Genomic DNA, 25,401 nt, shown 5'->3' with positions numbered 1-25,401 from the left:
TTAAGCGCAGATTTCCAACAGATGGCGGTCGGTGTCAAGCGGGGTTGGCGACTTCCGGGTGAGGCCGGTCAGATCCGGAAGTGCTTGGAGAGCTTGAGGCCTTGTGCCTGGTAGTTGGAGCCGAGGCCGGTGCCGTAGAGGCTTTCGGGGTGTTCCTGCATGTGCTCGTAGACCAGGCGGCCGACGATCTGGCCGTCTTCGAGGATGAAGGGGACCTCGTGGCTGCGGACTTCGAGGACGGCGCGGCTGCCGCGGCCGCCGGCGGGGGCGTGGCCGAAGCCGGGGTCGAAGAAGCCGGCGTAGTGGACGCGGAATTCGCCGACCAGCGGATCGAAAGGCGTCATCTCGGCGGCGTAGTGCGGGGGCACGTGGACCGCCTCGCGCGAGACGAGGATGTAGAACTCGTCGGGATCGAGGATCAGTTCGTTGCGGCCGCGACTATAGATCGGCTCCCAGAAATCGAAGATGTCGTGCTGGGCCTTCTTGTCGACGTCGACGACAGCCGTGTGGTGCTTGCCGCGGTAGCCGATCAGTCCGTCCTTGTCGCCGGCGAGATCAATCGACAGCGCAATGCCGCCGCCCGAGACATTCGGCTTGGTGCTTGCGACCAACGTCTCGGCATCGTGCAGCGCCAGAAGCGCCGGCTCGTCGAGCAGCGACTGGCCGATGCGGAAGCGGATCTGCGACAGGCGCGAGCCGCGACGCACGACGATCGGGAAGGTGCGCGGCGAGATTTCGAGATAGAGCGGGCCGGAATAGCCAGCCGGTATCTTGTCGAATTCTTGGGCGTAATCGGTGATGACGCGGGTGAAGATATCGAGGCGGCCGGTCGAGCTTTTCGGGTTGGCCGAGGCCGACATGTCGGCCGGCAGATCGAGGCGCTCCATCAGGGGAACGATGTAGACGCAGCCGGTTTCGAGCACCGCGCCTTCCGAGAGATCGACGACATGCAGCTTCAAACGGTCGAGCTTGTCGGAGACGAGGCTGTTCGGACCCGGCATGAAGCTGGCGCGGACGCGGAAGGCCTTGGCGCCGAGACGCAGATCAAGGCTCGCCGGCTGGATCTGGTCGCTGTCGAGCTCGCGCTCCGCGACGAGGCGTCCCGTCTCGAACAACGCGGCAATCGCGCGGTCTGCCAATATTCCTGTTTCGCGAGCCATCATGCCCCATCCATAATTTGCCGCAGACAAAACCAAAATCGAGGAATTGACGCAAGCGCGCAACAGCAGTATTGCAGCTTTATCCCGTGGTGATTTGGCCGGTCGGCTTGCAGCCACGTTAAACAAGTGGCTAAATAGACCGGGTTGAAACCGGTCTGCATTCGCGGCCGGTTTTTTTGTGTTTGAAAGTGGTGATGGCATGAGCAAGACTTGGCGCCCGGCAACCCAACTGGTCCACGGCGGAACGCTGCGCTCGCAGTATAGCGAGACCTCCGAGGCGATCTATCTCACGCAAGGGTTTGTCTACGACAGCGCGGAAGCCGCAGAGGCGCGCTTCAAGGGCGAGACCGAGGGCTATATCTACGCCCGCTACGGCAGCCCGACCAACGACATGTTCGAAAAGCGCATGTGCGCGATGGAAGGTGCCGAAGAAGCCCGCGCCACCGCATCGGGCATGGCAGCCGTTGCCGCCGCCATCCTCTGCCAGGTGAAGGCCGGCGACCATATCGTGGCCGCCCGCGCGCTGTTCGGTTCGTGCCGCTGGGTTGTCGAGACACTGGCGCCGAAATACGGCATCGAGTGCACGCTGGTCGATGGGCGCTATCTGGAGAACTGGGAAAAGGCGATCCGCCCGAATACCAAGGTGTTCTTCCTGGAAAGCCCGACCAACCCGACGCTCGAAGTGGTCGATATCGCCGGCGTTGCCAAGCTCGCCAACCAGGTCGGCGCCAAGGTCGTGGTCGACAACGTCTTCGCGACGCCGATCTTCCAGAAGCCGCTGGAACTCGGCGCCCATATCGTCGTCTATTCCGCGACCAAGCATATCGACGGCCAGGGCCGCAGCCTCGGTGGCGTGATCCTCTCGGATACGGAGTGGGTCAACGAGCATCTGCAGGATTATTATCGCCACACCGGTCCGGCAATGTCGCCGTTCACGGCCTGGACGCTGCTCAAGGGTCTCGAGACACTGCCGCTGCGCGTCAAGCAGCAGACCGAGAACGCCGGCAAGATCGCCGATTTCCTGGCCGAGCAGAAGCAGGTGGCCAAGGTGATCTATCCCGGCCGCAAGGACCATCCGCAGGCCGACATCGTCGCCAAGCAGATGAAGGGCGGCTCGACGCTGGTGGCGATCGAGCTCAAGGGCGGCAAGGAAGCGGCGTTCGCGCTGCAGAACGCGCTTGAGATCGTCAAGATCTCCAACAATCTCGGCGACGCCAAGAGCCTGATCACGCATCCGGCGACGACTACGCACAAGAACCTGACGGACGAGGCCCGCGCCGAACTCGGCATTTCTCCGGGCACCGTGCGCCTATCTGCTGGTATCGAGGATACCGACGACCTGATCGAGGATTTCGCGCAGGCGCTCTCCAAGATCAAGGCCTGATGAAGAATAGCCGGCCGGGTCGATGTGATCCGGTCGGCATTTAAACGCGCATTTTTGCAATTTACTCGCGCTGAGCGGGAGCGACATTAGTCTTAACGCGCGAATTTTTCGCGCTTACAGCCAATTGATTGCGGATTCCAGCCTGGTTTATTGACCTGCCGCACCTCTTATAAGATACCAGTAAGGTATTCTTATTATGGTGTAGGCATGTACCGCGCCCTGACACGAGATATTGAAGTGGTGGTCGAGCCCTTTTACCTGGAGGAGCAATCCGACCCGGACGACGACCGCTATGTGTGGGGCTACCGCATCGTCATCAGCAACAATTCCGACCTCACGGTACGCCTCGTCAACCGCTACTGGAACATCACCGACCAGAACGGCGTCGTCGATGAAGTGAGCGGCGCGGGTGTCGTAGGCGAGCAGCCGACGCTCAGCCCTGGCGACACATATGAATATTCATCGGGCTGCCCGCTCGATACGCCATCGGGCCTGATGTTCGGCCACTACCAGATGGAAACCGATAAAGGCGAGGTCTTCCAGGTGGAAATCCCCGCCTTCTCTCTTGATTCACCCGGCCTGCTCAGAGTGCTGAACTAACCTTGGTTTCGTCGCAGGTTACTCAGCCGCCTGCGCAAGCTCTTCGGCCTCGAAACGATAGGTCGTCGAGCAGAACTCGCAGGTGACCGCGATCTTGCCCTCTTCCTGGCTCGCTTCGATCTCCTCGGCGGAGAAGCCCTTGAGCACGCCCTTGATCTTCTCGCGCGAGCAGGAGCAGCGGTCGAACACTTCGCGCGGCTCGTAAACGCGCACGCCGCGCTCGTGGAACAGCCGGAACAGCAGGCGCTCGACGCCGACCTGCGGATCCGTCAGCTCATCGGCGTCAATGGTTTCCACCAGCGAACGGGCTTCGGCCCAGGCATCGTCTTCAGCATGCTGGACGGTACCTTCGTCGCCATCGCCGCCATGCAGGTCGGCCTGGCGCATGCGCTCGGGCGCTTCCGGCAGGAACTGGGCAACGAGGCCCCCTGCCCGCCAGCGATGACGCGGCTTACCCGTTTCGTCGCGGTCCAGCAATTCGGCCGCGGCGAGGCGCACGCGCGTCGGAATCTGCTCCGACTGGCGGAAATAGGTGCCGGCAATGTCTTCCAGCGTGGCGCCATCAAGCGCGACGATGCCCTGGTAAGGCTGGCTGAACTTGCCCTGGTCGATGGTGAACGCCAGCATGCCCTTGCCGAGCAGTTGCTCGGGCTCGGCGCGGCCGGCGGCAACCGCCTCGTCCAGAAGCGTCTGGTCGAAACGGGCGTAGGCGCGCACGTTCTCGGGCGTCGAGAAATCGGCGACAAGCAGATCGACCGGGCCGTCGCTCTTGGTCTGGACCGTGAACTTGCCTTCGAACTTCAGCGACGTGCCAAGCAGCACCGTCAGCGCAATGACTTCGGCCAGCAGGCGGGCGACGGGTGCGGGATAGTTGTGGCGATCGAGGATCGCATCCAGCATCGGGCCGAGCTGGACGGCGCGACCGCGCACATCCAGGCCTTCCACCTGAAACGGAACGACATGATCATCACCGGCGAAATCGAATTCGCCGAGGGTGGCTGCAGCTTCTGCCATGGTCTTCTCCTAGTCTGAGGGCAGCGGACGAGCCCGTCCATCCGCCAGCGCGGCCACGGGCCTGTCCGGCCCGATGTGGCCTCCAGTATGGTTCAGATCGCGCCCAGGCACCAAGCAAGAATCGACTTCTGCGCATGAAGACGGTTTTCCGCTTCATCGAAGACCACGGATTGCGGGCCGTCGATCACTTCGTCGGTAACTTCCTCACCACGATGGGCCGGCAGGCAATGCATGAACAATGCATCCTTGTCGGCCTGTGCCATCAAAGCCGAATTGACCTGATAAGGCTGGAAGACGTTGTGACCCCGGGCCCGATGTTCCTGATTCATGGAGACCCAGGTATCGGTCACCACGCAATCGGCGCCGGCGACCGCACGGTCTGCATCATGGCTCAGCATGATCTCGGCGCCCTCATTGCGGGCCCAGTTCAGATAGTGATCCTTCGGCTCGGAACCAAGGGGTACCGCCATGTTCATGCGATAGCCGAAACGGGCAGCCCCTTCGACGAGCGAATGCAGCACGTTGTTGCCATCGCCCATCCAGGCAATCGTCTTGCCCTTGATCGGGCCGCGATGCTCTTCGAAGGTCATGATATCGGCCATGATCTGGCACGGATGAGTGTCATCCGTCAGCGCATTGATGACGGGAACCGTCGCGTGTTCGGCGAGCTCCAGCATGCGCGCATGGTCGGTGGTACGGATCATGATCGCATCGACATAGCGCGACAGGACCTTGGCGGTATCGCCAATCGTTTCGGCGCGGCCGAGCTGCATTTCGGTGCCGGAGAGGAACAGCGTTTCGCCGCCGAGCTGGCGCATGCCGACGTCGAAGGAGACGCGGGTGCGCGTCGAGGGCTTTTCGAAGATCATCGCCAGCATCTTGCCTGCCAGCGGCTTGTCGCCCTGGCCGGCCTTGAAGGCCTGCTTGCGGGTCTTGGCATCATCCATGATGACCCTGAGGTCGGAGGAGGTTACCGCGGAAAGATCGAGAAAGTGTTTTGGGGAAGCCATCTGTCTTTAACCTGTTACGCCCGCCATCCGGCCGGGCATCCATCCATTCAAGCCGTCTTCTTTGCCTTGGCGCGCACGCTCTCGGCGGCGCGCTCAAGGCGCGCGAGGCCTTCGCGGGCTTCGTCAGCGGTGACGACGAGCGGAGGAAGCAAACGGATGACATTGTCGCCGGCCGGAATGGCCAGCAGGTTGGCAGCGCGGATGGCCTGCAGGAGCTCGGCCGACGGAACAGCCGCCTTGACGCCAAGCATCAGGCCTTCTCCCCTGACATCCTCGATCACATCGGGGAAGCGATCCTTCAGCGATGCGAGACCCTGGCGGAAGACGAGTGCCACGTCGTTGACGTGCTGCAGGAAGCCTTCCTCGAGGATCACGTCTAGCACGGCATTGCCGACGGCCATGGCGAGCGGGTTGCCGCCATAGGTCGAGCCATGGGTGCCGGCCTTCATGCCGGAGGCTGCTTCAGCCGTTGCCAGGCAGGCGCCGAGCGGGAAACCGCCGCCGATGCCCTTGGCGGCGGCGAGAATGTCCGGCGTTACGCCCAAACGCTCATAAGCAAAGAGCTTGCCTGTACGGCCGACGCCGGTCTGAACCTCGTCGAGGATCAGAAGCAGGCCGTTTTCATCGCAGAGCTGACGCAACGCCTTCATGAACTCCACCGTCGCCGGGCGGATACCACCCTCGCCCTGTACCGGCTCGATCAGGATGCCGGCCGTGGCATCGGTGATCGCAGCGCGGACGGCCTCGATATCACCGAAGGGAACCTGATCGAAGCCGGGTGCCTTGGGGCCGAAGCCTTCCAGATACTTTTCCTGGCCGCCGGCGGCGATCGTCGCCAGCGTGCGGCCGTGGAAGGCGCCTTCGAAGGTGATGATGTGGAAGCGCTCGGGATGGCCCTTCGAATACTGGTAGCGGCGCGCGGTCTTGATCGCGCATTCCAGCGCTTCGGCGCCGGAGTTGGTGAAGAACACCTTATCCGCGAAGGTTGCATCCGTCAGCCGCTTGGCGAGGCGCTCCTGACCGGGGATCTCGTAAATGTTGGAAAGGTGCCAGACCTTATCGGCCTGATCCTTCAGTGCTCCGACGACATGCGGATTGCTATGGCCGACAGAGGTCACGGCAACGCCCGCGCCGAAATCGAGATATCGCTCGCCAGTTTCGGTGATCAGCCATACGCCCTCTCCTCGCTCGAACCGCAGCGGGGCACGAGAGTAGGTATCATAAAGCGGCGCGGCTTCAGCCATGGCGCGATCTCCTGTCATTCGCTCAACAAAGGCCCGGACTCCGGCTAAAAAGCGGGTGCCCGGAAATGAAAAATGCCGCCTTTCGGCGGCGAGGGGCACTATTGTCTTTTCGCAGTGCGATGTCAACAAAACTGAGCTTTTGTCGCATGCGTCAAGCAAGCATCGGGGCGCCGGCGAGCTATCAACAGCTAATGTTGCAGAAATGACTCTACCACCCAGCAAGTTGGGGAAAACCGAGAAATCGATTCGCCGCGATTCAACCGACTCTTGTCACGGAGTCGCCCTCACTCTAGGTTAAAACTCAATTACTAGACTGCATGCGGCGGAACTAGTCACCAAAATCGAGCAAGCGTTTCTTGGTCCGGACACGTCCGTGCCATGGGTGAAGGATTCTGCCTACACCAACGCAATAAGGCGGAGACAGGGCATGAACTGGACAGACGAGCGCGTTGAAAGACTGAAGAAGCTTTGGGCCGAAGGCCTGAGCGCCAGCCAGATTGCGGCACAACTTGGCGGTGTAAGCCGCAACGCCGTCATCGGCAAGGTCCACCGTCTGAACCTGCCTGGCCGCGCCAAGGCCGGCGGCACGACGACGGCGACGCGGGCCCCAAAGCGCCCGGCGGTTTCGACGCCACGCCCCGCCAACAGCTTCAATTCCGCACGCATCTCGCCAAGCCGCGCCGTTGCCCGCCCGCAGGGCGCAGTGGCTCTCAAGGAAGAGATGGATATCGATGCGATCGAGGAAGTCCGTTACCGTCCAGCTTCCAACGTTGTCGTTCCGATCTCGCGCCGCCTCGGCCTCACGGAACTGACCGAGCGTACGTGCAAGTGGCCGGTCGGCGATCCGCTGACGGATGACTTCCACTTCTGCGGCTGCGAGTCCCCCGACAACTCGCCATACTGCACCTACCACCAGCGCATGGCCTACCAGCCGGTCAACGAGCGCCGCAAGGCCGCCAACCGGGTCGCATGACCCGGAAAGCCGGATAAGGAACACATGAAAACGGGCCCTCGCGGGGCCCGTTTTTCGTTGGATCGGATGAAATGGAAGCGTCTTAAGCTTCCATCGAATAGCCGGCGCCGCGAACGGTGCGGATCACGTCCTGCATGTTGGAGAAGTTGAGCGCCTTGCGCAGGCGGCCGACGTGAACGTCGACGGTGCGCTCGTCGACATAGATGTCATGGCCCCAGACGCCATCGAGCAGCTGCGAGCGGGAGAAGACGCGGCCCGGCGACGACATCAGGAATTCCAGGAGGCGGAATTCGGTCGGTCCGAGGCGGACTTCGCGGCTCTTGCGGTGAACGCGGTGGGTTTCGCGATCGAGCTCGATATCGCCGCACTTCAGCAGCGAGGACAGAACTTCCGGCTTGGCGCGACGCAGCATCGCCTTGACGCGGGCGACGAGCTCAGGCGTCGAGAACGGCTTGACGACGTAGTCGTCGGCGCCGGTCGACAGGCCGCGAACGCGTTCGCTTTCCTCACCACGGGCGGTCAGCATGATGATCGGCAGGCGCTCCGTCTCCGGGCGCATGCGCAGGCGACGGCACAGCTCGATGCCGGATACGCCGGGCAGCATCCAATCGAGGATCAAAAGGTCCGGCGTGCGTTCCTGCAGCCGGATTTCGGCCTCGTCACCGCGAAGGATGGTATCGACTTCGAAGCCTTCGGCCTCGAGGTTATAGCGAAGAAGCACGCTCAGTGCTTCTTCGTCTTCAACGACTGCTACTCTTGGGATCATTCGTCTCGGTCTCCTGGGGGCGTGGGTCCGGAACGCTTATTCCGTGACCGCGCCGACGGTGTTGGCGGTGTCGTCCTTCGGACGCTCGCCTTCCGGCTGGGCGCCGGTAGCCATGTAGTAGATGGTCTCTGCGATGTTGGTGGCGTGGTCGCCGATGCGCTCGATGTTCTTGGCGCAGAAGAGAAGATGCGTGCAGCTGGTGATGTTGCGCGGATCTTCCATCATGTAGGTGAGCATCTCGCGGAACAGCGAGGTGTACATCGCGTCGATTTCCTCGTCGCGCTCGCGGATCGACTTGGCACGATCTGCAACGCGGCTGGTGTAGACGTCGAGAACTTCCTTGAGCTGGACGAGCGCCAGTTCGGAGAGATGCTCGAGGCCACGGGCGAGCTTGCGCGGAACGCCGGTGCTCTGGACCGCGATGACGCGCTTGGCGGTGTTCTTGCCGAGATCGCCGACGCGCTCGAGATCGGCCGCGATGCGGATCGAGCCCATGATTTCGCGAAGGTCGGCGGCCATCGGCTGGCGGCGGGCGATGGTGATGATCGCCTTTTCACCGATCTCGCGCTCGGCGTGATCGAGGATCACGTCGTCGGAGATGACCTTCTGGGCGAGCGAAGTGTCGCCGTTGACGAGCGCGCGAACAGCGTCGCCGACCATCTGTTCCGCGAGGCCGCCCATCTCGGAGATGCGGCGCGTCAGGAACTTGAGATCATCGTCATAGGCGGAATAGATATGTGTCGATGCCATGGGGCTTATCCTTGAATGTCCTGAGATTTACCGGTTTCGGAGATCAGCCGAAGCGGCCCATGATGTAATCCTGGGTGCGCGGATCATCCGGGTTGGTGAACATCTTGTCGGTATCGTTCTCCTCGACGAGGTTGCCGAGGTGGAACATGGCGGTGCGCTGCGAAACGCGGGCTGCCTGCTGCATCGAGTGCGTGACGATGACGATCGTGTAGGCTTCGCGCAGCTCGTGGATGAGCTCCTCGACCTTGGCGGTCGCGATCGGGTCGAGCGCCGAGCAGGGCTCGTCCATGAGGATCACTTCGGGGCTGACAGCAATCGCACGGGCGATGCACAGACGCTGCTGCTGACCGCCCGAAAGGCCGGTGCCGCCTTCATGCACGCGGTCCTTGACCTCGTTCCACAGGCCGGCGCGCTGCAGGCTCTGCTCAACGATGACGTCCATATCGGCCTTCGACTTGGCGAGACCGTGGATGCGCGGGCCATAGGCAACGTTTTCGTAGATCGACTTCGGGAACGGGTTCGGCTTCTGGAACACCATGCCGACACGGGCGCGCAGTTCGACGACGTCGATATCCGGATCGTAGATATCATCGCCATCGAGCGTGATCTTGCCGGTGACGCGGCAGTTGTCGATCGTGTCATTCATGCGGTTCAGGCTGCGCAGGAAGGTGGACTTGCCGCAGCCCGACGGACCGATGAGAGCCGTCACGGTGTTTTCGCGGATGTTCAGCTTCACGTCGAAAAGCGCACGCTTCTCGCCGTAGTAAACCGAGACGTCCTGGCCGATCATTTTATACGGAATGGTATTCATCTTCTGGTCTAGCGCCTTCTCAACTGCTGCTTCCGTCAACATGTTCATGATGTTTACTCCGTTTACCAGCGGCGCTCAAAGCGACGACGCAAGAGGATGGCTCCGAGGTTCATGACGATCAGGAACAGGAGCAGGACGATGATGGCGCCGGACGTGCGCTCGACAAAGGCGCGTTCGGCTTCGTTTGCCCACATGTAAACCTGCACCGGCAGAGCCGTGGAGGGATCCATCGGGGTGGCGGGCGCATTGGCGACGAAGGCGACCATGCCGATCAGGAGCAGCGGCGCGGTTTCACCGAGCGCGTGCGCCAGACCGATGATGGTGCCGGTCAGGATGCCAGGCATTGCCAGCGGCAGGACGTGGTGGAACACCATCTGCATCTTCGAAGCGCCGAGGCCGAGAGCGGCCGCGCGGATCGAAGGGGGCACGGCGCGCAGCGCTGCGCGGGTGGCGATGATGATGGTCGGCAGCGTCATCAGCGTCAGCACCAGACCGCCGACCAGCGACGCGGAGCGCGGCAGGCCTGCGAAGTTGATGAAGACGGCGAGACCGAGCAGACCGTAGACGATCGACGGAACGGCCGCGAGGTTGTTGATGTTGACTTCGATCAGGTCGGTCAGCTTGTTCTTCGGCGCGAACTCTTCGAGATAGATCGAAGCGGCGACACCGATCGGCAGCGACAGGGCAAGAACGATCAGCATCAGGTAGAGCGAGCCGATGAGGGCGACGCCGAGACCTGCTGCTTCCGGACGGCTGGAGTTGCCGTTGACGAAGAGCCCGGTGTTGAACTCCTTGTGGAGCGTACCGCTGGCTGCCATCTGCTGCATCCAGCCGACCTGGCGGTCGTTGACCTTGCGGTTCTTCTCGTCAACCGTCAGGTCGATCTGACCCTTGTTGGCCGAGTCGACGTTGGCGTCGGCGAGAAGCGTGACGTTGACCGTCTTGCCGATCAGCGACGGATCGGCAACGACCATGTCGCGGAGCACGATCGGCGCGCCCTTGGAGATCATCGCGGTGGCGTCGCGAACTTCAGGACGGCTCTGGGCGTTGATGCCGAGCGTCTTGACCATGGCGTCGCGGATCAGCACCGGATAGTTGGCGGCGATCAGCACCGATGGGTCGGTGGCGCGCTTGTTGTTGGGGTCGAGCACCTTTTCGGAAAACTCGATCGGCAGGGTGATCGAGGTCTGCGCGAAGGCCGTGTAGCCCTGACGGATGACCGTCGTGAGCAGTATGGCCAGGAAGATCAGACCGAAGGAGATGGCAGCGATGCCATATGCCTGGAAGCGGCGTTCGGCGGCGTAGCGACGCTTGATGCCGATGTCGCGGCGGGCCGGCGCCTTGGAGACGACGACGCCCTGTCCGGAGGAAACAACGTCCGTCATTCGTACTGCTCCCGGTATTTGCGCACAATGAAGAGCGCGTAGATGTTAAGGCAAAGCGTGATGAAGAACAGCGTGATGCCAAGCGCGAAGGCAACCAGCGTCTGCGGCGAGGTGAACTCAAGGTCACCCGTCAGCTGGTTGACGATCTTGACCGTCACCGTCGTCATCGGCTCGAATGGGTTGATCTGGATACGGGCTGCGACACCGGCCGCAAGCACGACGATCATGGTCTCGCCGATGGCGCGCGAGGCGGTCATCAGCAGAGCGCCAACGATGCCCGGTAGTGCTGCCGGGAGAACGACCTTCTTGATCGTTTCCGAACGCGTGGCACCAAGACCGAGCGAACCGTCACGCAGAGCGCGTGGCACGGCTGTGATGATGTCGTCGGACAGCGAGGAGACGTATGGGATCAGCATGATGCCCATGACGATACCGGCGGTCAGAACGCTCTGTGCCTGGATGAAGTTGCTGTAGTCGCCGGTTAGAAGGCCGTTCACCTGGGACGAGAGGTCGCGCAGGAAGGGGCCGACGGTGACGAGGGCGAAGAAGCCGTAGACGATGGTCGGGATACCGGCGAGAACCTCGAGCAGCGGCTTGGCGATACCGCGAACCTTGGGAGCCGCGTATTCCGCCATGTAGATGGCCGCGAAGAGGCCGACCGGAACGGCGACCAGCATGGCGACGAAGCCGATGTAGAGCGTGCCGAGCAGCAGCGGGATCAGGCCGAACTGGCCGAAGGACGAGCTGCCGGCGCCGGCAAAGCGCGGATCCCAGACGGTGCCGAAGAAGAAGTCGGCGGCCGGAACTTCAGCGAAGAAGTGGGCGGCTTCCGTCAGCATCGACATGACGATGCCGACAGTGGTCAGGATGGCGATGGAGGATGCAAGCAACAGACCCCAGAGCATGACGCGCTCGACGCGGTTGCGGGCCCGGAAACGGGGAGCGACTTCGCGCAGGGCATAGAAGCCACCGGCGACGCCGAGCGCCAGAACGACCAGCGTCATGATCAAGCGGCTGATGCCGCTCTCAGTGTTCAGCTTCTGCGCGCCCTCGATCATGTAAGGCTGCGGCACGCCGGCGAGCGGAACGCCCTTGGCAGCGAGCTTGGCCTGGAGACCGGCGGGATCGCCGACGCCTGCGGCAACGTCTTCGCTCGCGAGCAGCGGCAGACCGCGGGCGATGGCGCTGACCATGCCGTAGTTCAGGTTCTGCTGAGCGGCCGGCTGGGCCTTGACGTCGTCAGGAAAACCGCCGCGAACGGAGGATTCGATAATGGAGGGGCTGATGGCAAGCCAGGCGCACAGAACGATGAGCGCAGGCAGAATAGCCCAGATTGCGGCATAGGCACCGTAGTAGCCAGGCCGGGAGTGCAGTGCCGAGGATTTACCTCCGGCAAGCGCCGTCGCGCGGCTGCGTGCTGCCACAAAGGCAACCGCGCCAAGCACAACGAGGCACAAGAGTAAGACGGATGTACTCATTCGTTAAGGTCCCCCAGGCCCTCGGCCCCCAAGAGCGAAACGGCGCCTCGGCCATCTCGGCTTCCAATCATGGAGTAGTTCAGCTTCACCGCTCCCTTAGAGCGGACAAAGGCGATGCCGGCGCGACCCCTTGGATCGCGCCGGCAAAGTTTATTACATGGTCTTGCCGTCTTCGACCGACTTGCGGGTCGCTTCGCGCTCAGCGTCCGGAGCAGCAACCAGGCCGTACTCGACGAGCGGGCTGTCAGGGCCAACCATCTGGTCGGATACGAAGAAGTTTACGTACTCCTTCAGGCCCGGGATAACGCCCAGGTGAGCCTTCTTCACGTAGAAGAACAGCGGACGGGAAACCGGGTAGGTGCCGTCAGCGATCGTTTCCGGGCTCGGAACGATACCCTTGACGGTAGCGACCTTCAGCTTGTCAGCGTTGTTTTCGTAGAAGGAGAGGCCGAATACGCCAACACCGGTCTTGTTGGCAGCGATGCGTGCCAGCGTTTCCGGATAGTCGCCGTCGATGTCGACTGCAGCGCCGTCCTTACGAACTGCAACGCAAGCCTTGCTCTGGGCAGCCTTGTCAGCGATTTCCTTGGAGATCACTTCGAGAGCACCAGAGTCCTTGCAGCCAGCAGCGAGAACGTTCAGTTCGAACACTTCGCGGGTGCCGTGCTTTTCGCCGGGGATGTAGGCAGCGATATCAACAGCCGGGAGCTTCGAGTTGACTTCCGACCACTTCTTGTAAGGGTTTGCGACGAGCTTGCCGTCGACAACAACCTGAGCGGCGAGAGCCTTGTAGAGGTCGGCCGGCTCGTAAGCGACGTCAGGGTTGGACGAGTCGGTTGCGAAGACGATGCCGTCGTAGCCGATCTTGACTTCCTGGATGTCGGTAACGCCGGCAGCCTTGCAGGCTTCCAGTTCCTTGGCGTTGATCGGACGCGAAGCGTTGGCAACGTCGATCGTGTCAGGGCCTACGCCCTTGCAGAATTCCTTGAGGCCAGCGCCCGTACCACCGGATTCAACGACCGGCGTCTTGAAGTCCTTGAAGGTTTCGCCGAAGGTTTCGGCAACGATCTTGGCGTAAGGCAGAACGGTGGACGAACCACTGACCTGGACCTGGTCGCGAGCAACAGCCGCGCCTGCGAAAGCGGCGGAAGCAGCAAGTGCGGCGACCGTAAGTTTAAAAGCGTTCATAACAATTCTCCCGGGCATATAGCGGTCTGAGGGTGGCCTTGGCGGCCCCTTGGGGGTGCCGTCTCTGTCAGCGGCACGCCTTCTTTAGCCCCTGATGACAAGAGCTTTTATGTCAGTTCGGTGAAACATTTATGACAGTCTATGCATCTGAAATGCATAGGAAAAATTCGCCTCTGCAATGACCGCGCCGACTTTTATGTCAAAATCGGACGGTAAAGCTCGTTCCCTTGCCGACCTCGGACTTGACGATCAGGCGGGCGCGGTGGCGCGTCAAGATGTGCTTGACGATGGCAAGGCCGAGGCCGGTGCCCTTCTTGGAGCGGCTATCCTCGATGTTGACGCGATAGAAACGCTCCGTCAGGCGCGGCACGTGTTCGGCCGGAATACCCGGCCCCTTGTCGACGATGGTGACCTCGACCGGTCCGCTGGGGCCATTTTTCAGGAAGACCTCGACGAGTTTGCCTTCCTGGCCATATTTGCAGGCGTTTTCGATCAGGTTTTCAAACACCTGCACCAGCTCATCGCGATCGCCCGCCACCTCGGCTCGGCCTTCCGGCAGATGCAGCTGGATATCGACGCCGACATCATTGGCGAGGGGTAGAAGCGCATCCCGGACATGGCCGAGCAGCGGGACGAGATCCACCTTCTCATCCGGCGCGATATGCGACTTCAACTCCAGACGTGACAGGGACAAGAGGTCGTCGACCAAGCGGCTCATGCGCGTGGTCTGGTCGAACATGATGCCGAGGAAGCGTTCCTGCGCCTTGAAGTCGCTTTTCGCCGGCCCCTGGATGGTTTCGATGAAGCCGCGCAGCGAGGCGAGCGGCGTGCGCAACTCGTGGCTGGCGTTGGCGACGAAATCCGAGCGCATGCGATCGATGCGGCGAACTTCGGATATGTCGCGGAACGACAGGACGAAAAGCCGCTCGCTTGCGCCATGATTGGCACCGCCGACGGCGCCAAGCTCGACAGGCGAGCTGCGGACAATATAGACGCGCTCGGACGGCAGGCGTTCGGAGTGCTCGATCTGGTTCGGCGCGTTGGTCACGATGGTTTCGCGGACCATGTCGAGAATGCCGGGCGAACGAAGGCGCGCGGAGATATGAGCGCCGATGACGACCTCTCCGAAGGCCTTTTCAGCGGCGCGGTTCTGGAACAGCACGGAGGCGTCGCCCGCCAGCACCATGACGGGAATGTCGAGCGCCGAAAGCGTCGCCGACACCTCGGGCAGAAGACTGCGCGCGGCGGGCTCCTCGACCTCGGACACCGGTGGCGCCGAGGCCACTTGTGGGCGCGGCTCTGACGAACACATGATGGCAAGCAGCATGATCGCCAGCAGGCCGAGCACGCCCCAGCCGTTCATGCCCGCGGTCACCGCGATGAAGGCAATCGCCAGCGCGACGAGAAGCACGAAGCTCTCCCGACGGAGCTTCGCCGTCAGTTTGGCCGTCCATGGCGTTTGCTGTTCCAAGTGCCCCTCGCGACGTCGATTCGTTCTTCGTTGGCTATCAAACTTCGCCTGATAGCGCTCTTTCATGACAGAAGTTTACCGATGCCGCTAGCAAACCGACAATGCACCCCGGCTGCGCACATAATTTTTGCTGAAGCCGAGAGGTTTGATTTTCAAAAGGAAATGTGTTCGCCTTGGCGGCTACACACATACCGAGGAGGATCGTCATGCCGGAAGATGTCGAAAGCAGAGCAGTCGAACTGGATATTCAGGGCAAGAAGCGCGTCTTCGACGTGGACGATCCGGTGCTGCCCGACTGGGTGGACGAGGAGGCGCTGAAATCGGGCGACTTCCCCTATAACAAGAAGCTCAAGGAAGAAGAGTATCTCGAAGAGCTCAAGGCGCTTCAAATCGAGCTGGTCAAGGTGCAGTTCTGGCTGCAGGCGACCGGCAAGCGCGTGATGGCGCTGTTCGAAGGCCGCGACGCCGCCGGCAAGGGCGGCGCGATCTCGGCCTCCTCCGCGCACATGAACCCTCGCCTTGCCCGCGTGGTGGCGCTGACCAAGCCCACCGACCGCGAGGCCGGGCAATGGTATTTCCAGCGCTACATCGCGCAGTTTCCGACGGCGGGCGAATTCGTGCTCTTCGACCGCTCCTGGTATAACCGCGCCGGCGTCGAGCCGATCATGGGCTTCTGCACGCCGAAGCAATATGAGGATTTTCTCGCGCAGGCACCGCAGATCGAGAAGGTGATCAGCCACGAGGGCATCTTCTTCTTCAAGTTCTACCTGGATATCGGCCGCGAGATGCAGCTGAAGCGGTTTCATGACCGCCGCCATGATCCAAGGAAAGTGTGGAAGCTGTCGTCGATGGATATCGCGGCGCTGACCAAGTGGGACGACTACAGCGAAAAGCGCGACCGGATGCTGAAGGAAACGCACACGGAATTCGCGCCCTGGACCGTGGTTCACGCCAACGACAAGCGCCGCGCCCGCGTGAACCTCATCCGTCACATGCTGAAGACGATCGATTATGACGGCAAGGACAAGGACGCGATCGGCAAGCTTGACGACAAGATCATCGGCCAGGGGCCGAAGTTCCTGAAGTGACCGCGGCCAAGCGTACTAACTGAGCGGTTGCCCGACCGCCTTATTGGCCGGGCAGGATGCGCACGGCGTAGAGGTTGATACCCCTCGCCTTGCCGTCCACGTCGCTGTTGATCAAAAGCGTGCCGGCCGAGGTCGGCGCGAGCGAACGATCGAAGCGGACCTGCAGGAGCACGTCCGACTTCTCGCGGTTGACCGTGAAGCGGTGGCGGGCGCAATCGCCGAGCGACTGGAAATCGCATTCGACGGTGATCTGCGTCGGCTCATCGGAGGTCGATTGCAAAGTGACCGCAATCGTCGAGGACTTGCCGGCGAGCTGCTGCAGAATATCCGGCGGAACCGTGATACCGACATTGCCGTCGGCGCCGGCGCTTTGCGAGGTCAGGCGCACGGCCGGACCATCGTTTTCGGCAATGCTCTCAACGCGCGACTGCGCGCCCTTGACGATCTTGTTGGCATCCGACGGCTTGAAGATTTCGAGCCAGGCGGCGGAGAAGGAATTCTGCGGATCGATGACCGGCGCCTGGCTGTCGGCGGTGTGATTGTCACTCGCGCCGTTGAAATCCTCCGGCGCGGTGGTGGCGGGCGGATTGGCGACGCTGGTATCGCGTTCGGCTGCCGTCATCAGCAGGCCTGATGTGTGCGCCCACCAGGCGCCCATGCCGATGAAGGCGAGCAGGACGCACCAGACGAGCAGGCGCGAGAAGAACTTGCGCGGCTTGCGGCGGGCAACGGCGCGCTCGGGCCGGAAATCCATGTTGGCCGGCTTTTTCTCAGCCGCGAAGGGTTCGGGAGCCGCCGCCAGATGATCGGCATCGCCGGCATGCAGGCCGCCGAGGCCAGAGTCCTCTTCATAGCGATTGTCGGCGACCATAACGTCAGGCGCCGGCGCTCGGGTTTCGCCGCCGATGGTGGGGCTATCGAAATCATCCGGCGCGCGAGGCGGCGGGGGTGGCGGGATGTCGACCACTGGCGGCACCGGGACCTCCGGCGGTCCCTGGCGCGGATGAAGGCGCTGTCGCTCCTCCGCCTCGATCATGTGGATCGTCGTTTCCAGACGGTGGCGATGATGGGCGATCGCGTTGGTATCGGTGACGTCCTGCTTGCGCAGGCCGGCTTCCAGCGCCTGGCGCGCGGATTGATAGATCTTGGCTCGGACTTCGGGATTGTCGCGATCGGCATTGTCTAGCGCCGTTCTGATAGCCGTTTCTAATCCGCTCACGTCCGGTCCTTCGTGCTGATGACAGGCGTCATATGCTTAACAATATGCAACTGCGGTAGCGGCTGAGGCCGCAAACCGCAAGGCTGAGGCTGCCGACGGCGCCCGATCAATAGGGGATAATACCGAAAGGCAGGCCTTTTTATAGAGCAAGCGATGTTGGCGGAACCGCGACACGGTCTTTTCCTGGCGAAAACTCTCTGCTATCACATTGACGTTTTCGTAAACGTCAATTCTTCACGGTGACCCATGGCCCTGCCCTCGATCCTGACGCGAAACCTCAGACTGCCCGTGGTGGCCTCTCCGCTGTTCATCATTTCGCACCCGGCGCTGACGCTGGCGCAGTGCAAGGCCGGCGTGATCGGCGCATTCCCGGCGCTCAATGCGCGGCCGGAGAGCCAGCTTGACGAATGGCTTGCGATGATGACCGAGGAACTGGCCGGCCATGACGCGGCCAATCCGGACAGACCGGCCGCACCCTTTGCCGTCAACCAGATCGTCCACACGTCGAACAAGCGGCTGGAGCACGACCTGATGCTCTGCGTGAAATACAAGGTGCCGATCGTCATCTCCTCGCTCGGCGCCGTGCCCGAGGTGAACGCCGCCGTGCACTCCTATGGCGGCATCGTGCTGCATGACGTGATCAACAACCGGCACGCCAACTCGGCGATCCGCAAGGGCGCCGACGGGCTGATCGCGGTGGCGGCGGGTGCCGGTGGTCATGCGGGCACGCTCTCGCCGTTTGCTTTGGTGCAGGAAATCCGCGAATGGTTCGACGGCCCGCTTCTGCTTGCCGGCGCGATCGCCAATGGCGGCGCGATCCTAGCGGCGCAGGCGATGGGCGCCGACATGGCCTATATCGGCAGCCCCTTCATTGCGACCGACGAGGCGCGCGCCTCCGAGGCCTACAAGCAGGCGATCGTCGACGGCGCGTCCAGCGATATCGTCTATTCCAACTATTTCACGGGCGTCGCCGGCAACTACTTGAAACCTTCAGTCAAGGCCGTCGGCCTCAACCCCGACAATCTGCCAGTCGCCGACGCCTCGAAGATGGATTTCGAACAGGCCGTGGGCGGCGCCAAGGCCTGGAAGGACATATGGGGCAGCGGCCAGGGCATCGGCGCCATCAAGGCCGTCGAGCCCGCCGAGGCGCTCGTGGACCGCATGAAGAAGGAGTATGACGCGGCGCGCGACCGACTGGCACTCCCCTCGCCGGCTTGAGCGGCGCGGGGATATTTCCACAGCCGCGTTCTTTTTTGCCAAAGACGTGACAGGGCGCTTGAAATCTTCCGACAATGCTTGTATCAGCGCCATGCAAATCGCGGGCCGAACACAAATCACCCGCCGGATTGCCGCTTTAGCTCAGGTGGTAGAGCACATCATTCGTAATGATGGGGTCGCAGGTTCGAGTCCTGCAAGCGGCACCATTTTTTCTTCAGATTTCTGAGAGTTTCGACATTTCCCCGGCTTTCGCGCGCGACGATAGCGTGGCCGACGCCTAAGGCGATGACCGCTCGATCCTGCCGCAACCGGTAGCGGCTGAGGGCGCTTCCCTCAGCCGCACGCACCGCACGCCCAAACTACCGGAACAGGCTCATGATGCCGCTCGGCGCAGAGTTGGCGATCGACAGGGCTTGGATGGCGAGTTGCTGCTGGGTTTGCTGGGCGGCGAGTCTGGAGGACTCCTGTTCCATGTCGGCATCGACGAGACGACCGACGCCGCTGTCGAGACTGTCCTTGAGCTTGGATGCGAAAACCGTCTGCCCGTCGATACGCGTCTGCAGAGATCCGAGCGTGCTGGCGCTTTCGATCGACCGCTTCAGCATGTACTCGACGCCGGTGAGGTACTCATCGACACCGAAGGCGGAGCCGGTGACGTCGATCTCGTCGAGGTCGAACTCAAGCGTCCATGGCGGATCGGACTGAACGTTGCCGACGCTGACGCGGGCGGCGCGGTTGCCTGCCTCCGGATAAAGGGTCCGATCGGCCGAAAAGGTGATCGTGTCGCCGGATGGCGTGATCACCAAATCGCTGCCCGCCGAGGCGAATGCGATTACGGTGGCCAAGTCCGTGGCGTTGCCGACATAGCCATCGCTCGTGCCAAGCGCGGCATCAACAGTTGCCCGGTCGATCCTATAGGTCTGCAGCGGGTTGGGGCCAACCTGCACATCGAAGGTGATGGACGCTTTCTCGGAGACGGTGAAGGATCGGCCGAACGTCATGTGGGCCTCGGGATACATGTTGTCGTGATTACTGATCGGCGCTTTTTCCAGACCGAGTGCGAAGCCGGATGGATAGACACCGCCGAAATCCGATACAACGCCGGTTATGTTGATGCTGGAGCCGGGATGACCCGAGGTCTCGAGCGAACCGATCTCGAACTGACTTGACGTCAGCGAGCCGGAGAAAAGTGTCTCATTGGCAGTCGCGGGGACGCCGTTATCGGCAAAGACCTGGTTGAGCACCTTGCGCATGTCGGAAGCGTTGCCGATCTTGCCGTTGGTCGTACCCAAAGCAGTGTCTATCACGCTCTTGTCGATCCTGAGCGCGGTAAAGGTCTCGCCGGCGGAATAGTCTCCGGCATCGACCACAATATCAAAGTCGATGTAATCGGATGCACCGAAAGTGGCTGGACCGGTGAAATCACGGTTCTCGTGGCCCTCATGGGCGACGGAATTGATACCCGTGCCGCGGAAGCCGCCGATATTGCCGACACCGTCAAGTTCCTTTTGCAGGATGCCGCCGCCGCCGGTGTTGAGCATGCTGCTGAGCTTGAGGTTTACGCTTTCCGTTTCCACCTTAACCGAACCGTCATCCGAGCGGACGAACGACGACATGACGGAGGTGGTAAGATCATCGGTGACCATGAGATGCGTCGGAGCATTCGTCGTCAGCCAATTGACACCATTGAAGCTCGACGAAGCCACGATGCTTTCGACCTGCAGATTGAGTTGCTTTAACTCATCCTGGATCTTCGCCTTGTCCACCCCATCCTCGGTCGCCGCAACGAGCTTCGCCTTGTACTCGGTGAGCACGTCGACGATCGAGTCGGTGCCCGCGTAGGCGGTGTCGACTTTGGCGGAAGCCATTCCGAGAGCGTCCGAGACGGCGGACACCGCCTTGCTATCGGATGTCATCGTCGTGCCAATGGACCAATAGGCGGCATTGTCGGACGCCGTTTGCACCCGCAGACCCGACGATATCCGGCCTTGGGTTTCCTGCAGTCCTGAGTTGAGAGAGCGAAGTGTCTGTAGTGCTGAAAATGCCGAGGTATTGGTCAGAAGGGACGTCATCGGAGATCCAGATAAATGAAACCTTGAATTAAAACTGAGAGCGATTCGACTGAATCATACAGCCTATAGGTGCTTAACTAAGAAAATCGCGGTTAATAAAGTATGGATGCGATTAGCTAAATCTGATGAAAATGGTACAACTCGGAAGTTGTTCTTGCGGCACTCGCGTAGAATTTTGCAAAAGTCGCGCCATCAAGTAGTCCTCAAGAGATTTTCAGATATTTCCGATAAAAAAACTCGGGAATTTGACCTGACACGAAGAATGCAGCCGCCGCAGAGCATTGCTGATCAAAAGATCGTCTCGCTCACGATTTGAGCTCTCATGAGCACCGTAAAGTGATGCGCCAAACGGCCACATCCCCAGAATTCGCGATACCGCGACGCATTGATGTCGCATATGAGTGCGATCGTCCTGAAACGTGATGGCGGTCGCGTTTGGATTGGGCGGGCCGTGTCATGAGGGGTCTGAGGCACGGCCCGCAACGCAATTGGGGAGAGCGTACATGTGGGATATCCTGATGATCATAGGCATCTTCGGCCTGCTCTTTCTGGGGCGTGAGGCGCAGATCGTTTTCGCGAAGGCGCGGGCTTCCGGATGGAATGATTTTCCCCGGCGCTAAGCCGTTTGCGATCGAGCTTGCTTCGATCTACCGAGACGCATGGCGCGGCAAGCGGCGCATGCTCCCATTGCCTGATGCGAGCCTGCGAATCTCATCCGAATGAGCGAAGTGCAAGGAGGCGCGCGGGGTGGTAGGTTGAGTTGTCTCGTTGGTATTGCGTTATCGATTGTATTGAGTTCGCGAGACGTGGCCCGCCTTGAGCGGGCTTTTTTTTCGTCCATACAGTGCTGCTCGGTACTACTTCGCGGGCGTTTCCCCGTCGGCTGCCGTCTGCGGCAAAGACTGCAGCAAGGTCTGGCGCGCGGAGCGCAGGTGCACCCTGCAGGCGGCGTCGATCGCGGCCGGATCGCCTGCTTCAAGGGCTGCGATATAATCCAGATGCTCATGAATGGCGCGTTCGTTGCGCTGGCGGGCGAAGGCCTTGTTCCACTGGTAGTGATAGTGGAAGACGATGGCGATGGCGTCGTAGAAATCGGCGATGAAGCGGTTCTTCGCCGCACCATGGATCAGCAAATGGAAGCGCTCGTCGAGGGCTGAGAATTCCTTGTAGCGACCGTCGAGATCATCGAGCAGGGCGTGGTGCTCGGCCTTGATCTCCGCCAGCGCCCGCCAGGCTTCGTTATCCTTAGGCAGCCGGCCGAATTCGGCGGCGGAGTGGAGCTCGAACATCTCGCGCACTTCGGCGAGCTCCAGCGCGAACTCGCGGGTGAAACCCTTCAATATCCAGTGGCTGTTCGGCCGTTTCTCGATCAGCCCGAAGCGCGAGAAGCGGATCAGGAACTCGCGCACGCTGGTCGTGCCGGTGCCGATGTCGCGGGCAAGCTCCAGCTCATTGATCTGCGTGCCGGGTGCTGCGTCATCGGAAAGAATGCGCTGCATGAAGCTGCGCTCGATGATGTTGTGCAGGGAATCGGTTTCTTCCGAGGGAAAGAGATCTGCCTGGGTCGGCGTGCGCAACACCACCTTCTGGCGCTTGTTCCAGCTGATGATGCCTTCCTCGTCCAGCCGGGTCAGGATGGCGCGGGCGGTACTGCGGCTGATGCCGAGCTTGGCGGCGATATCGGGCTCGGACGGCAGGGTCTCATCGGCGCGCAGCGCCGCGACATAGCGATTATACGCTTCCTTGAAGACCGTGTTTTGCCGCGCCATGCACACCCCGCCTTGTTGCCCTGCGGCGCACAGCAAAAGCCCGCGAATGGCGGGCGCCGGCGCGTGGCAGGAGCTTATCTCTCGGCGATCCTTATCTTATTTTGGATCGTCCGCGGCTGTTTGCCTCCCTCGTCCACAGGATCAATAATCCCGTTGACTTGAAAATGTTTATTGTAGATAAAAAACAAAAGCAATGCGCATTCGCCGATGCAGCGAGTGTTTCCCTAGGGAGAAGATCGTTGAAAAAAGACCCTTGGATCATCCTGTCATCAGGCGACAATGTCGCGGTTGCCACGGCCCCGATCGCCGCCGGCGAGATGGTGGCGGGAATAACAACGCTGGAGAAGATCGACCCCGGCCACAAGATCGCACTGACAGACATCGCGCTCGGCCAACCGGTGGTGAAATACGGACAGGCGATCGGGCGCACGACATCAGACGTCAAGGCCGGCCAGCACATCCATAGCCAGAACCTGCATTTCGAAAACGACCGCCTGGCGGCCGCCGCCAATTCGGCGCCGGAAGAAGCAAGTGCGGCCGACCGCGCGCGCACCTTCATGGGCTACAAGCGCGCCGACGGGCGGTCGGCGACGCGCAACTATATCGGCATCATCGCCAGCGTGAACTGTTCCACCACGGTCTGTCGCGCCATCGCCGACCAGGCCAATCGCACCATCCTGCCGCATTACGAGGGCATCGACGGTTTCGTTCCGATCGTGCATGACCAGGGCTGCGGCATGAGCTCGACCGGCGACGGCATGGCCGTTCTGCACCGCACGCTTGCCGGCTATACCAGGCATGTGAATTTCGGCGGCGTGCTGATGATCGGGCTCGGCTGCGAGGTCAACCAGCTGACGCTCTACGGTCAGAGCGGCGCCGGCAATTCCAAGCGCCATTTCAACATTCAGGATGCCGGCGGATCGCGCCGCGCCGTCGAGCGCGCCATGGGCATGCTGAAGGAAATCGCCGACGATGTCGGGCGCGAGCGGCGCGTGCCGCTGCCGATCAGCGACATCATCATCGGCATGCAGTGCGGCGGCTCCGACGGTTTCTCAGGGATTACCGCCAACCCGGCGCTGGGTGTCGCGGCCGATCTTCTGGCGGCTGCCGGCGGCACGGCGATCCTGTCGGAGACCTCCGAGATCTACGGCGCCGAGCATTTGCTTCGCAGCCGCGCGGTCAGCGAGGAGGTCGCCCGCAAGCTCGACGAGAAGATCGTCTGGTGGGAGAAATATGTGGCGATGCACGGCGCCTCGCTCGACAACAACCCCTCCCCCGGCAACAAGCGCGGCGGGCTGACCACCATCCTGGAAAAGTCGCTCGGCGCTGTCGCCAAGGGTGGGCGTTCGCCGCTGACGGCCGTCTACGGCTATGCCGAACGGGTGACCGCGCCGGGCCTCGTCTTCATGGATACACCCGGCTACGACCCCGTCTCGGCCACCGGCCAGGTCGCTGGTGGAGCCAACATGATCGCGTTTACCACCGGCCGCGGCAGTTGCTTCGGCTGTCGCCCGGCACCGTCGATCAAGCTCTCCAGCAATTCGGCGCTCTATGCCTCGATGGAAGAGGACATGGACATCGACTGCGGTACGATTGCCAGCGGCGATGCGACGATATCAGGCAAGGGGCGCGAGATCTTCGACCTGATCATCGACACCGCATCGGGCAAGAAGACCAAGAGCGAGGAATTCGGCTACGGCGATAACGAATTCGTGCCTTGGCATCTCGGAGCAACGCTTTAATCAAGAATATCGACAGTCTTCAGGGAGGAATGATGAAGACGAGGAGGATCGGCCGGACCGAGCTAGAGGTGACCGAAGTGAGCTTCGGCGCCGCAGCCCTTGGCGGCCTCTACCGCGCCTGCCCGCGCGAACAGGCCATGCAAACGCTCGACGCGGCATGGGATAGCGGCATCCGCTATTTCGACGTCGCACCCTGGTATGGGCTGGGACTCGGCGAGCGCCATGTCGGCGATTTCCTGCGCGGCAAGCCGGAAAGCGAATGGGTGCTCTCCACCAAGGTCGGACGGCTGCTGCGCCCGGTGCCGACGGGCACAGTTCCCGACTATTCCTATGTCGATCCGCTCTCCTTCGACGCCGATTACGACTATTCCTATGACGGCATCATGCGCTCGGTCGAATTCAGCTACGCGCGGCTGGGGCTGAACCGGATCGACATTCTCTATGTCCACGATATCGGCGGCTATACGCATGGCGCGGCGAAGAATGCCGTCTATCTCAAGCAGTTCCTCGATACCGGCATCAAGGCGCTGGAAGAACTGAAGGCATCGGGCGCGATCAAGGCCTTCGGGCTTGGCGTCAACGAGGTGCCTGTGTGCCTCGACGTGATGCGCAATGCCGATATCGACTGCATCCTGATGGCCGGGCGCTACACGCTGCTCGACCGATCGGCCGAAGCCGAACTCTTGCCGCTCTGCCGCAAGAAGGGAACTTCGCTTGTGGTCGGCGGCGTCTTCAACTCTGGTATTCTCGCGACCGGTGCGGTGGCGGGGTCGAACTTCGACTATATGCCGGCGACCGAAGAGGTGCTCGCCAAGGTGCGCGGCATGGAAGCGGTCGCAGCCAGGAACGGTGTATCGCTCGCCGCGCCGGCGCTGCAGTTCGCGCTGCGCGATCCGCTCGTGTCGTCGGTGCTGATCGGCACCGGCAAGGCATCCAGCGTGACGCGCAACATGGACCTCTTCTCACCGATTTTGCCGGAGACGATCTATCCGGAATTCGATAGCTTCACTCTCGTTGCGCCGCCACTCGGCGACGATGCTGTTCGCGTTTAAGGAAAAA

Annotated in this window: 21 protein-coding genes, 1 tRNA gene and 1 riboswitch; of the genes, 8 read left to right on the top strand and 14 right to left on the bottom strand. The window is 61.6% G+C overall.

Features of this window, described 5'->3' with window-relative positions; all coding sequences use genetic code 11:
• Positions 1 to 68: 68 nt before the first annotated feature.
• Positions 69 to 1,163 (bottom strand): 2'-deoxycytidine 5'-triphosphate deaminase, encoded by a 1,095-nt coding sequence (locus J5286_RS02940; protein WP_209189086.1) that lies wholly within the window; start codon positions 1,161 to 1,163, stop codon positions 69 to 71.
• A 73-nt stretch (positions 1,164 to 1,236) separates the two neighbouring features.
• A riboswitch (SAM riboswitch) is annotated at positions 1,237 to 1,315 on the top strand.
• A 44-nt stretch (positions 1,316 to 1,359) separates the two neighbouring features.
• Between J5286_RS02940 and J5286_RS02935 the strand changes: the two genes are divergently transcribed.
• Together J5286_RS02935 and apaG are read left to right on the top strand one after the other, a co-directional pair.
• Positions 1,360 to 2,544: an O-succinylhomoserine sulfhydrylase gene (locus J5286_RS02935; RefSeq protein ID WP_209189084.1), complete on the top strand. Its 1,185-nt coding sequence runs from the start codon at positions 1,360 to 1,362 to the stop codon at positions 2,542 to 2,544.
• Between the two features lie 207 nt (positions 2,545 to 2,751).
• Positions 2,752 to 3,144: a Co2+/Mg2+ efflux facilitator ApaG/CorD gene (gene apaG, locus J5286_RS02930; RefSeq protein WP_026282968.1), complete on the top strand. Its 393-nt coding sequence runs from the start codon at positions 2,752 to 2,754 to the stop codon at positions 3,142 to 3,144.
• An 18-nt stretch (positions 3,145 to 3,162) separates the two neighbouring features.
• Here the strand turns inward: apaG and J5286_RS02925 are convergent, their stop codons facing one another.
• The 3 genes from J5286_RS02925 to J5286_RS02915 all read right to left on the bottom strand — a co-directional run bounded on the left by J5286_RS02925 (position 3,163) and on the right by J5286_RS02915 (position 6,412).
• Positions 3,163 to 4,158 carry an Hsp33 family molecular chaperone gene (locus tag J5286_RS02925; protein WP_209189082.1) on the bottom strand — a complete coding sequence of 332 codons (996 nt, stop codon included), beginning with the start codon at positions 4,156 to 4,158 and terminating at the stop codon, positions 3,163 to 3,165.
• 92 nt (positions 4,159 to 4,250) lie between these two features.
• A complete protein-coding gene (gene argF / locus J5286_RS02920) occupies positions 4,251 to 5,168 on the bottom strand; it encodes an ornithine carbamoyltransferase (RefSeq protein ID WP_026282967.1) in 918 nt (305 codons plus the stop codon).
• Between the two features lie 47 nt (positions 5,169 to 5,215).
• A complete protein-coding gene (locus J5286_RS02915) occupies positions 5,216 to 6,412 on the bottom strand; it encodes an aspartate aminotransferase family protein (RefSeq protein ID WP_047507231.1) in 1,197 nt (398 codons plus the stop codon).
• A 427-nt stretch (positions 6,413 to 6,839) separates the two neighbouring features.
• Between J5286_RS02915 and J5286_RS02910 the strand changes: the two genes are divergently transcribed.
• Positions 6,840 to 7,385 (top strand): GcrA family cell cycle regulator, encoded by a 546-nt coding sequence (locus J5286_RS02910; RefSeq protein ID WP_112940956.1) that lies wholly within the window; start codon positions 6,840 to 6,842, stop codon positions 7,383 to 7,385.
• Positions 7,386 to 7,467: 82 nt separating this feature from the next.
• Here the strand turns inward: J5286_RS02910 and phoB are convergent, their stop codons facing one another.
• The 7 genes from phoB to phoR all read right to left on the bottom strand — a co-directional run bounded on the left by phoB (position 7,468) and on the right by phoR (position 15,234).
• Complete coding sequence (phoB, locus tag J5286_RS02905; RefSeq protein WP_018898307.1) at positions 7,468 to 8,151, bottom strand: phosphate regulon transcriptional regulator PhoB; 684 nt, start codon at positions 8,149 to 8,151, stop codon at positions 7,468 to 7,470.
• Positions 8,152 to 8,187: 36 nt separating this feature from the next.
• Entirely contained in the window at positions 8,188 to 8,901 is a 714-nt protein-coding gene (phoU, locus tag J5286_RS02900) for a phosphate signaling complex protein PhoU (RefSeq protein ID WP_018898306.1), read from the bottom strand.
• A 43-nt stretch (positions 8,902 to 8,944) separates the two neighbouring features.
• Positions 8,945 to 9,760, bottom strand: coding sequence for a phosphate ABC transporter ATP-binding protein PstB (gene pstB, locus J5286_RS02895; protein WP_112981981.1), 816 nt, complete (start codon positions 9,758 to 9,760; stop codon positions 8,945 to 8,947).
• Positions 9,761 to 9,774: 14 nt separating this feature from the next.
• A complete protein-coding gene (pstA, locus tag J5286_RS02890) occupies positions 9,775 to 11,097 on the bottom strand; it encodes a phosphate ABC transporter permease PstA (protein ID WP_018898304.1) in 1,323 nt (440 codons plus the stop codon).
• Positions 11,094 to 12,575 carry a phosphate ABC transporter permease subunit PstC gene (gene pstC, locus J5286_RS02885; protein WP_209189080.1) on the bottom strand — a complete coding sequence of 494 codons (1,482 nt, stop codon included), beginning with the start codon at positions 12,573 to 12,575 and terminating at the stop codon, positions 11,094 to 11,096. Before pstC ends, pstA begins: the two co-directional genes overlap by 4 nt.
• 153 nt (positions 12,576 to 12,728) lie before the next feature.
• Entirely contained in the window at positions 12,729 to 13,763 is a 1,035-nt protein-coding gene (locus J5286_RS02880; RefSeq protein WP_111561643.1) for a substrate-binding domain-containing protein, read from the bottom strand.
• A gap of 199 nt (positions 13,764 to 13,962) precedes the next feature.
• Positions 13,963 to 15,234 (bottom strand): phosphate regulon sensor histidine kinase PhoR, encoded by a 1,272-nt coding sequence (phoR, locus tag J5286_RS02875; protein ID WP_209189078.1) that lies wholly within the window; start codon positions 15,232 to 15,234, stop codon positions 13,963 to 13,965.
• A gap of 206 nt (positions 15,235 to 15,440) precedes the next feature.
• Here phoR and ppk2 point away from each other — a divergent pair, with 206 nt between their 5' ends.
• Positions 15,441 to 16,322 carry a polyphosphate kinase 2 gene (gene ppk2 / locus J5286_RS02870; RefSeq protein ID WP_209189076.1) on the top strand — a complete coding sequence of 294 codons (882 nt, stop codon included), beginning with the start codon at positions 15,441 to 15,443 and terminating at the stop codon, positions 16,320 to 16,322.
• 40 nt (positions 16,323 to 16,362) lie between these two features.
• On the opposite strand, the gene J5286_RS02865 is transcribed toward ppk2, so the two are convergent.
• Positions 16,363 to 17,541 (bottom strand): hypothetical protein, encoded by a 1,179-nt coding sequence (locus tag J5286_RS02865; RefSeq protein WP_209189074.1) that lies wholly within the window; start codon positions 17,539 to 17,541, stop codon positions 16,363 to 16,365.
• Between the two features lie 246 nt (positions 17,542 to 17,787).
• On the opposite strand from J5286_RS02865, the gene J5286_RS02860 reads away from it, so the two are divergent.
• A complete protein-coding gene (locus J5286_RS02860) occupies positions 17,788 to 18,759 on the top strand; it encodes an NAD(P)H-dependent flavin oxidoreductase (protein WP_209189073.1) in 972 nt (323 codons plus the stop codon).
• A gap of 130 nt (positions 18,760 to 18,889) precedes the next feature.
• Positions 18,890 to 18,965 (top strand) — tRNA-Thr (locus J5286_RS02855).
• A 153-nt stretch (positions 18,966 to 19,118) separates the two neighbouring features.
• Here J5286_RS02855 and J5286_RS31470 read toward each other — a convergent pair.
• Positions 19,119 to 20,831, bottom strand: coding sequence for a flagellin N-terminal helical domain-containing protein (locus tag J5286_RS31470; RefSeq protein WP_209189071.1), 1,713 nt, complete (start codon positions 20,829 to 20,831; stop codon positions 19,119 to 19,121).
• Between the two features lie 857 nt (positions 20,832 to 21,688).
• Entirely contained in the window at positions 21,689 to 22,600 is a 912-nt protein-coding gene (locus J5286_RS02845) for a GntR family transcriptional regulator (RefSeq protein WP_209189069.1), read from the bottom strand.
• 239 nt (positions 22,601 to 22,839) lie between these two features.
• Here J5286_RS02845 and J5286_RS02840 point away from each other — a divergent pair, with 239 nt between their 5' ends.
• Together J5286_RS02840 and J5286_RS02835 are read left to right on the top strand one after the other, a co-directional pair.
• Positions 22,840 to 24,342: a UxaA family hydrolase gene (locus tag J5286_RS02840; RefSeq protein ID WP_209189067.1), complete on the top strand. Its 1,503-nt coding sequence runs from the start codon at positions 22,840 to 22,842 to the stop codon at positions 24,340 to 24,342.
• A gap of 32 nt (positions 24,343 to 24,374) precedes the next feature.
• On the top strand, positions 24,375 to 25,394 hold the full coding sequence (locus tag J5286_RS02835) for an aldo/keto reductase (RefSeq protein ID WP_209189065.1): 1,020 nt from the start codon (positions 24,375 to 24,377) through the stop codon (positions 25,392 to 25,394).
• Positions 25,395 to 25,401: the final 7 nt, after the last annotated feature.

This window comes from Rhizobium sp. 16-488-2b, assembly GCF_017741815.1.
Taxonomy (GTDB): Bacteria; Pseudomonadota; Alphaproteobacteria; order Rhizobiales; family Rhizobiaceae; genus Rhizobium.
This window is presented reverse-complemented; position numbering and strand designations above follow the sequence as displayed.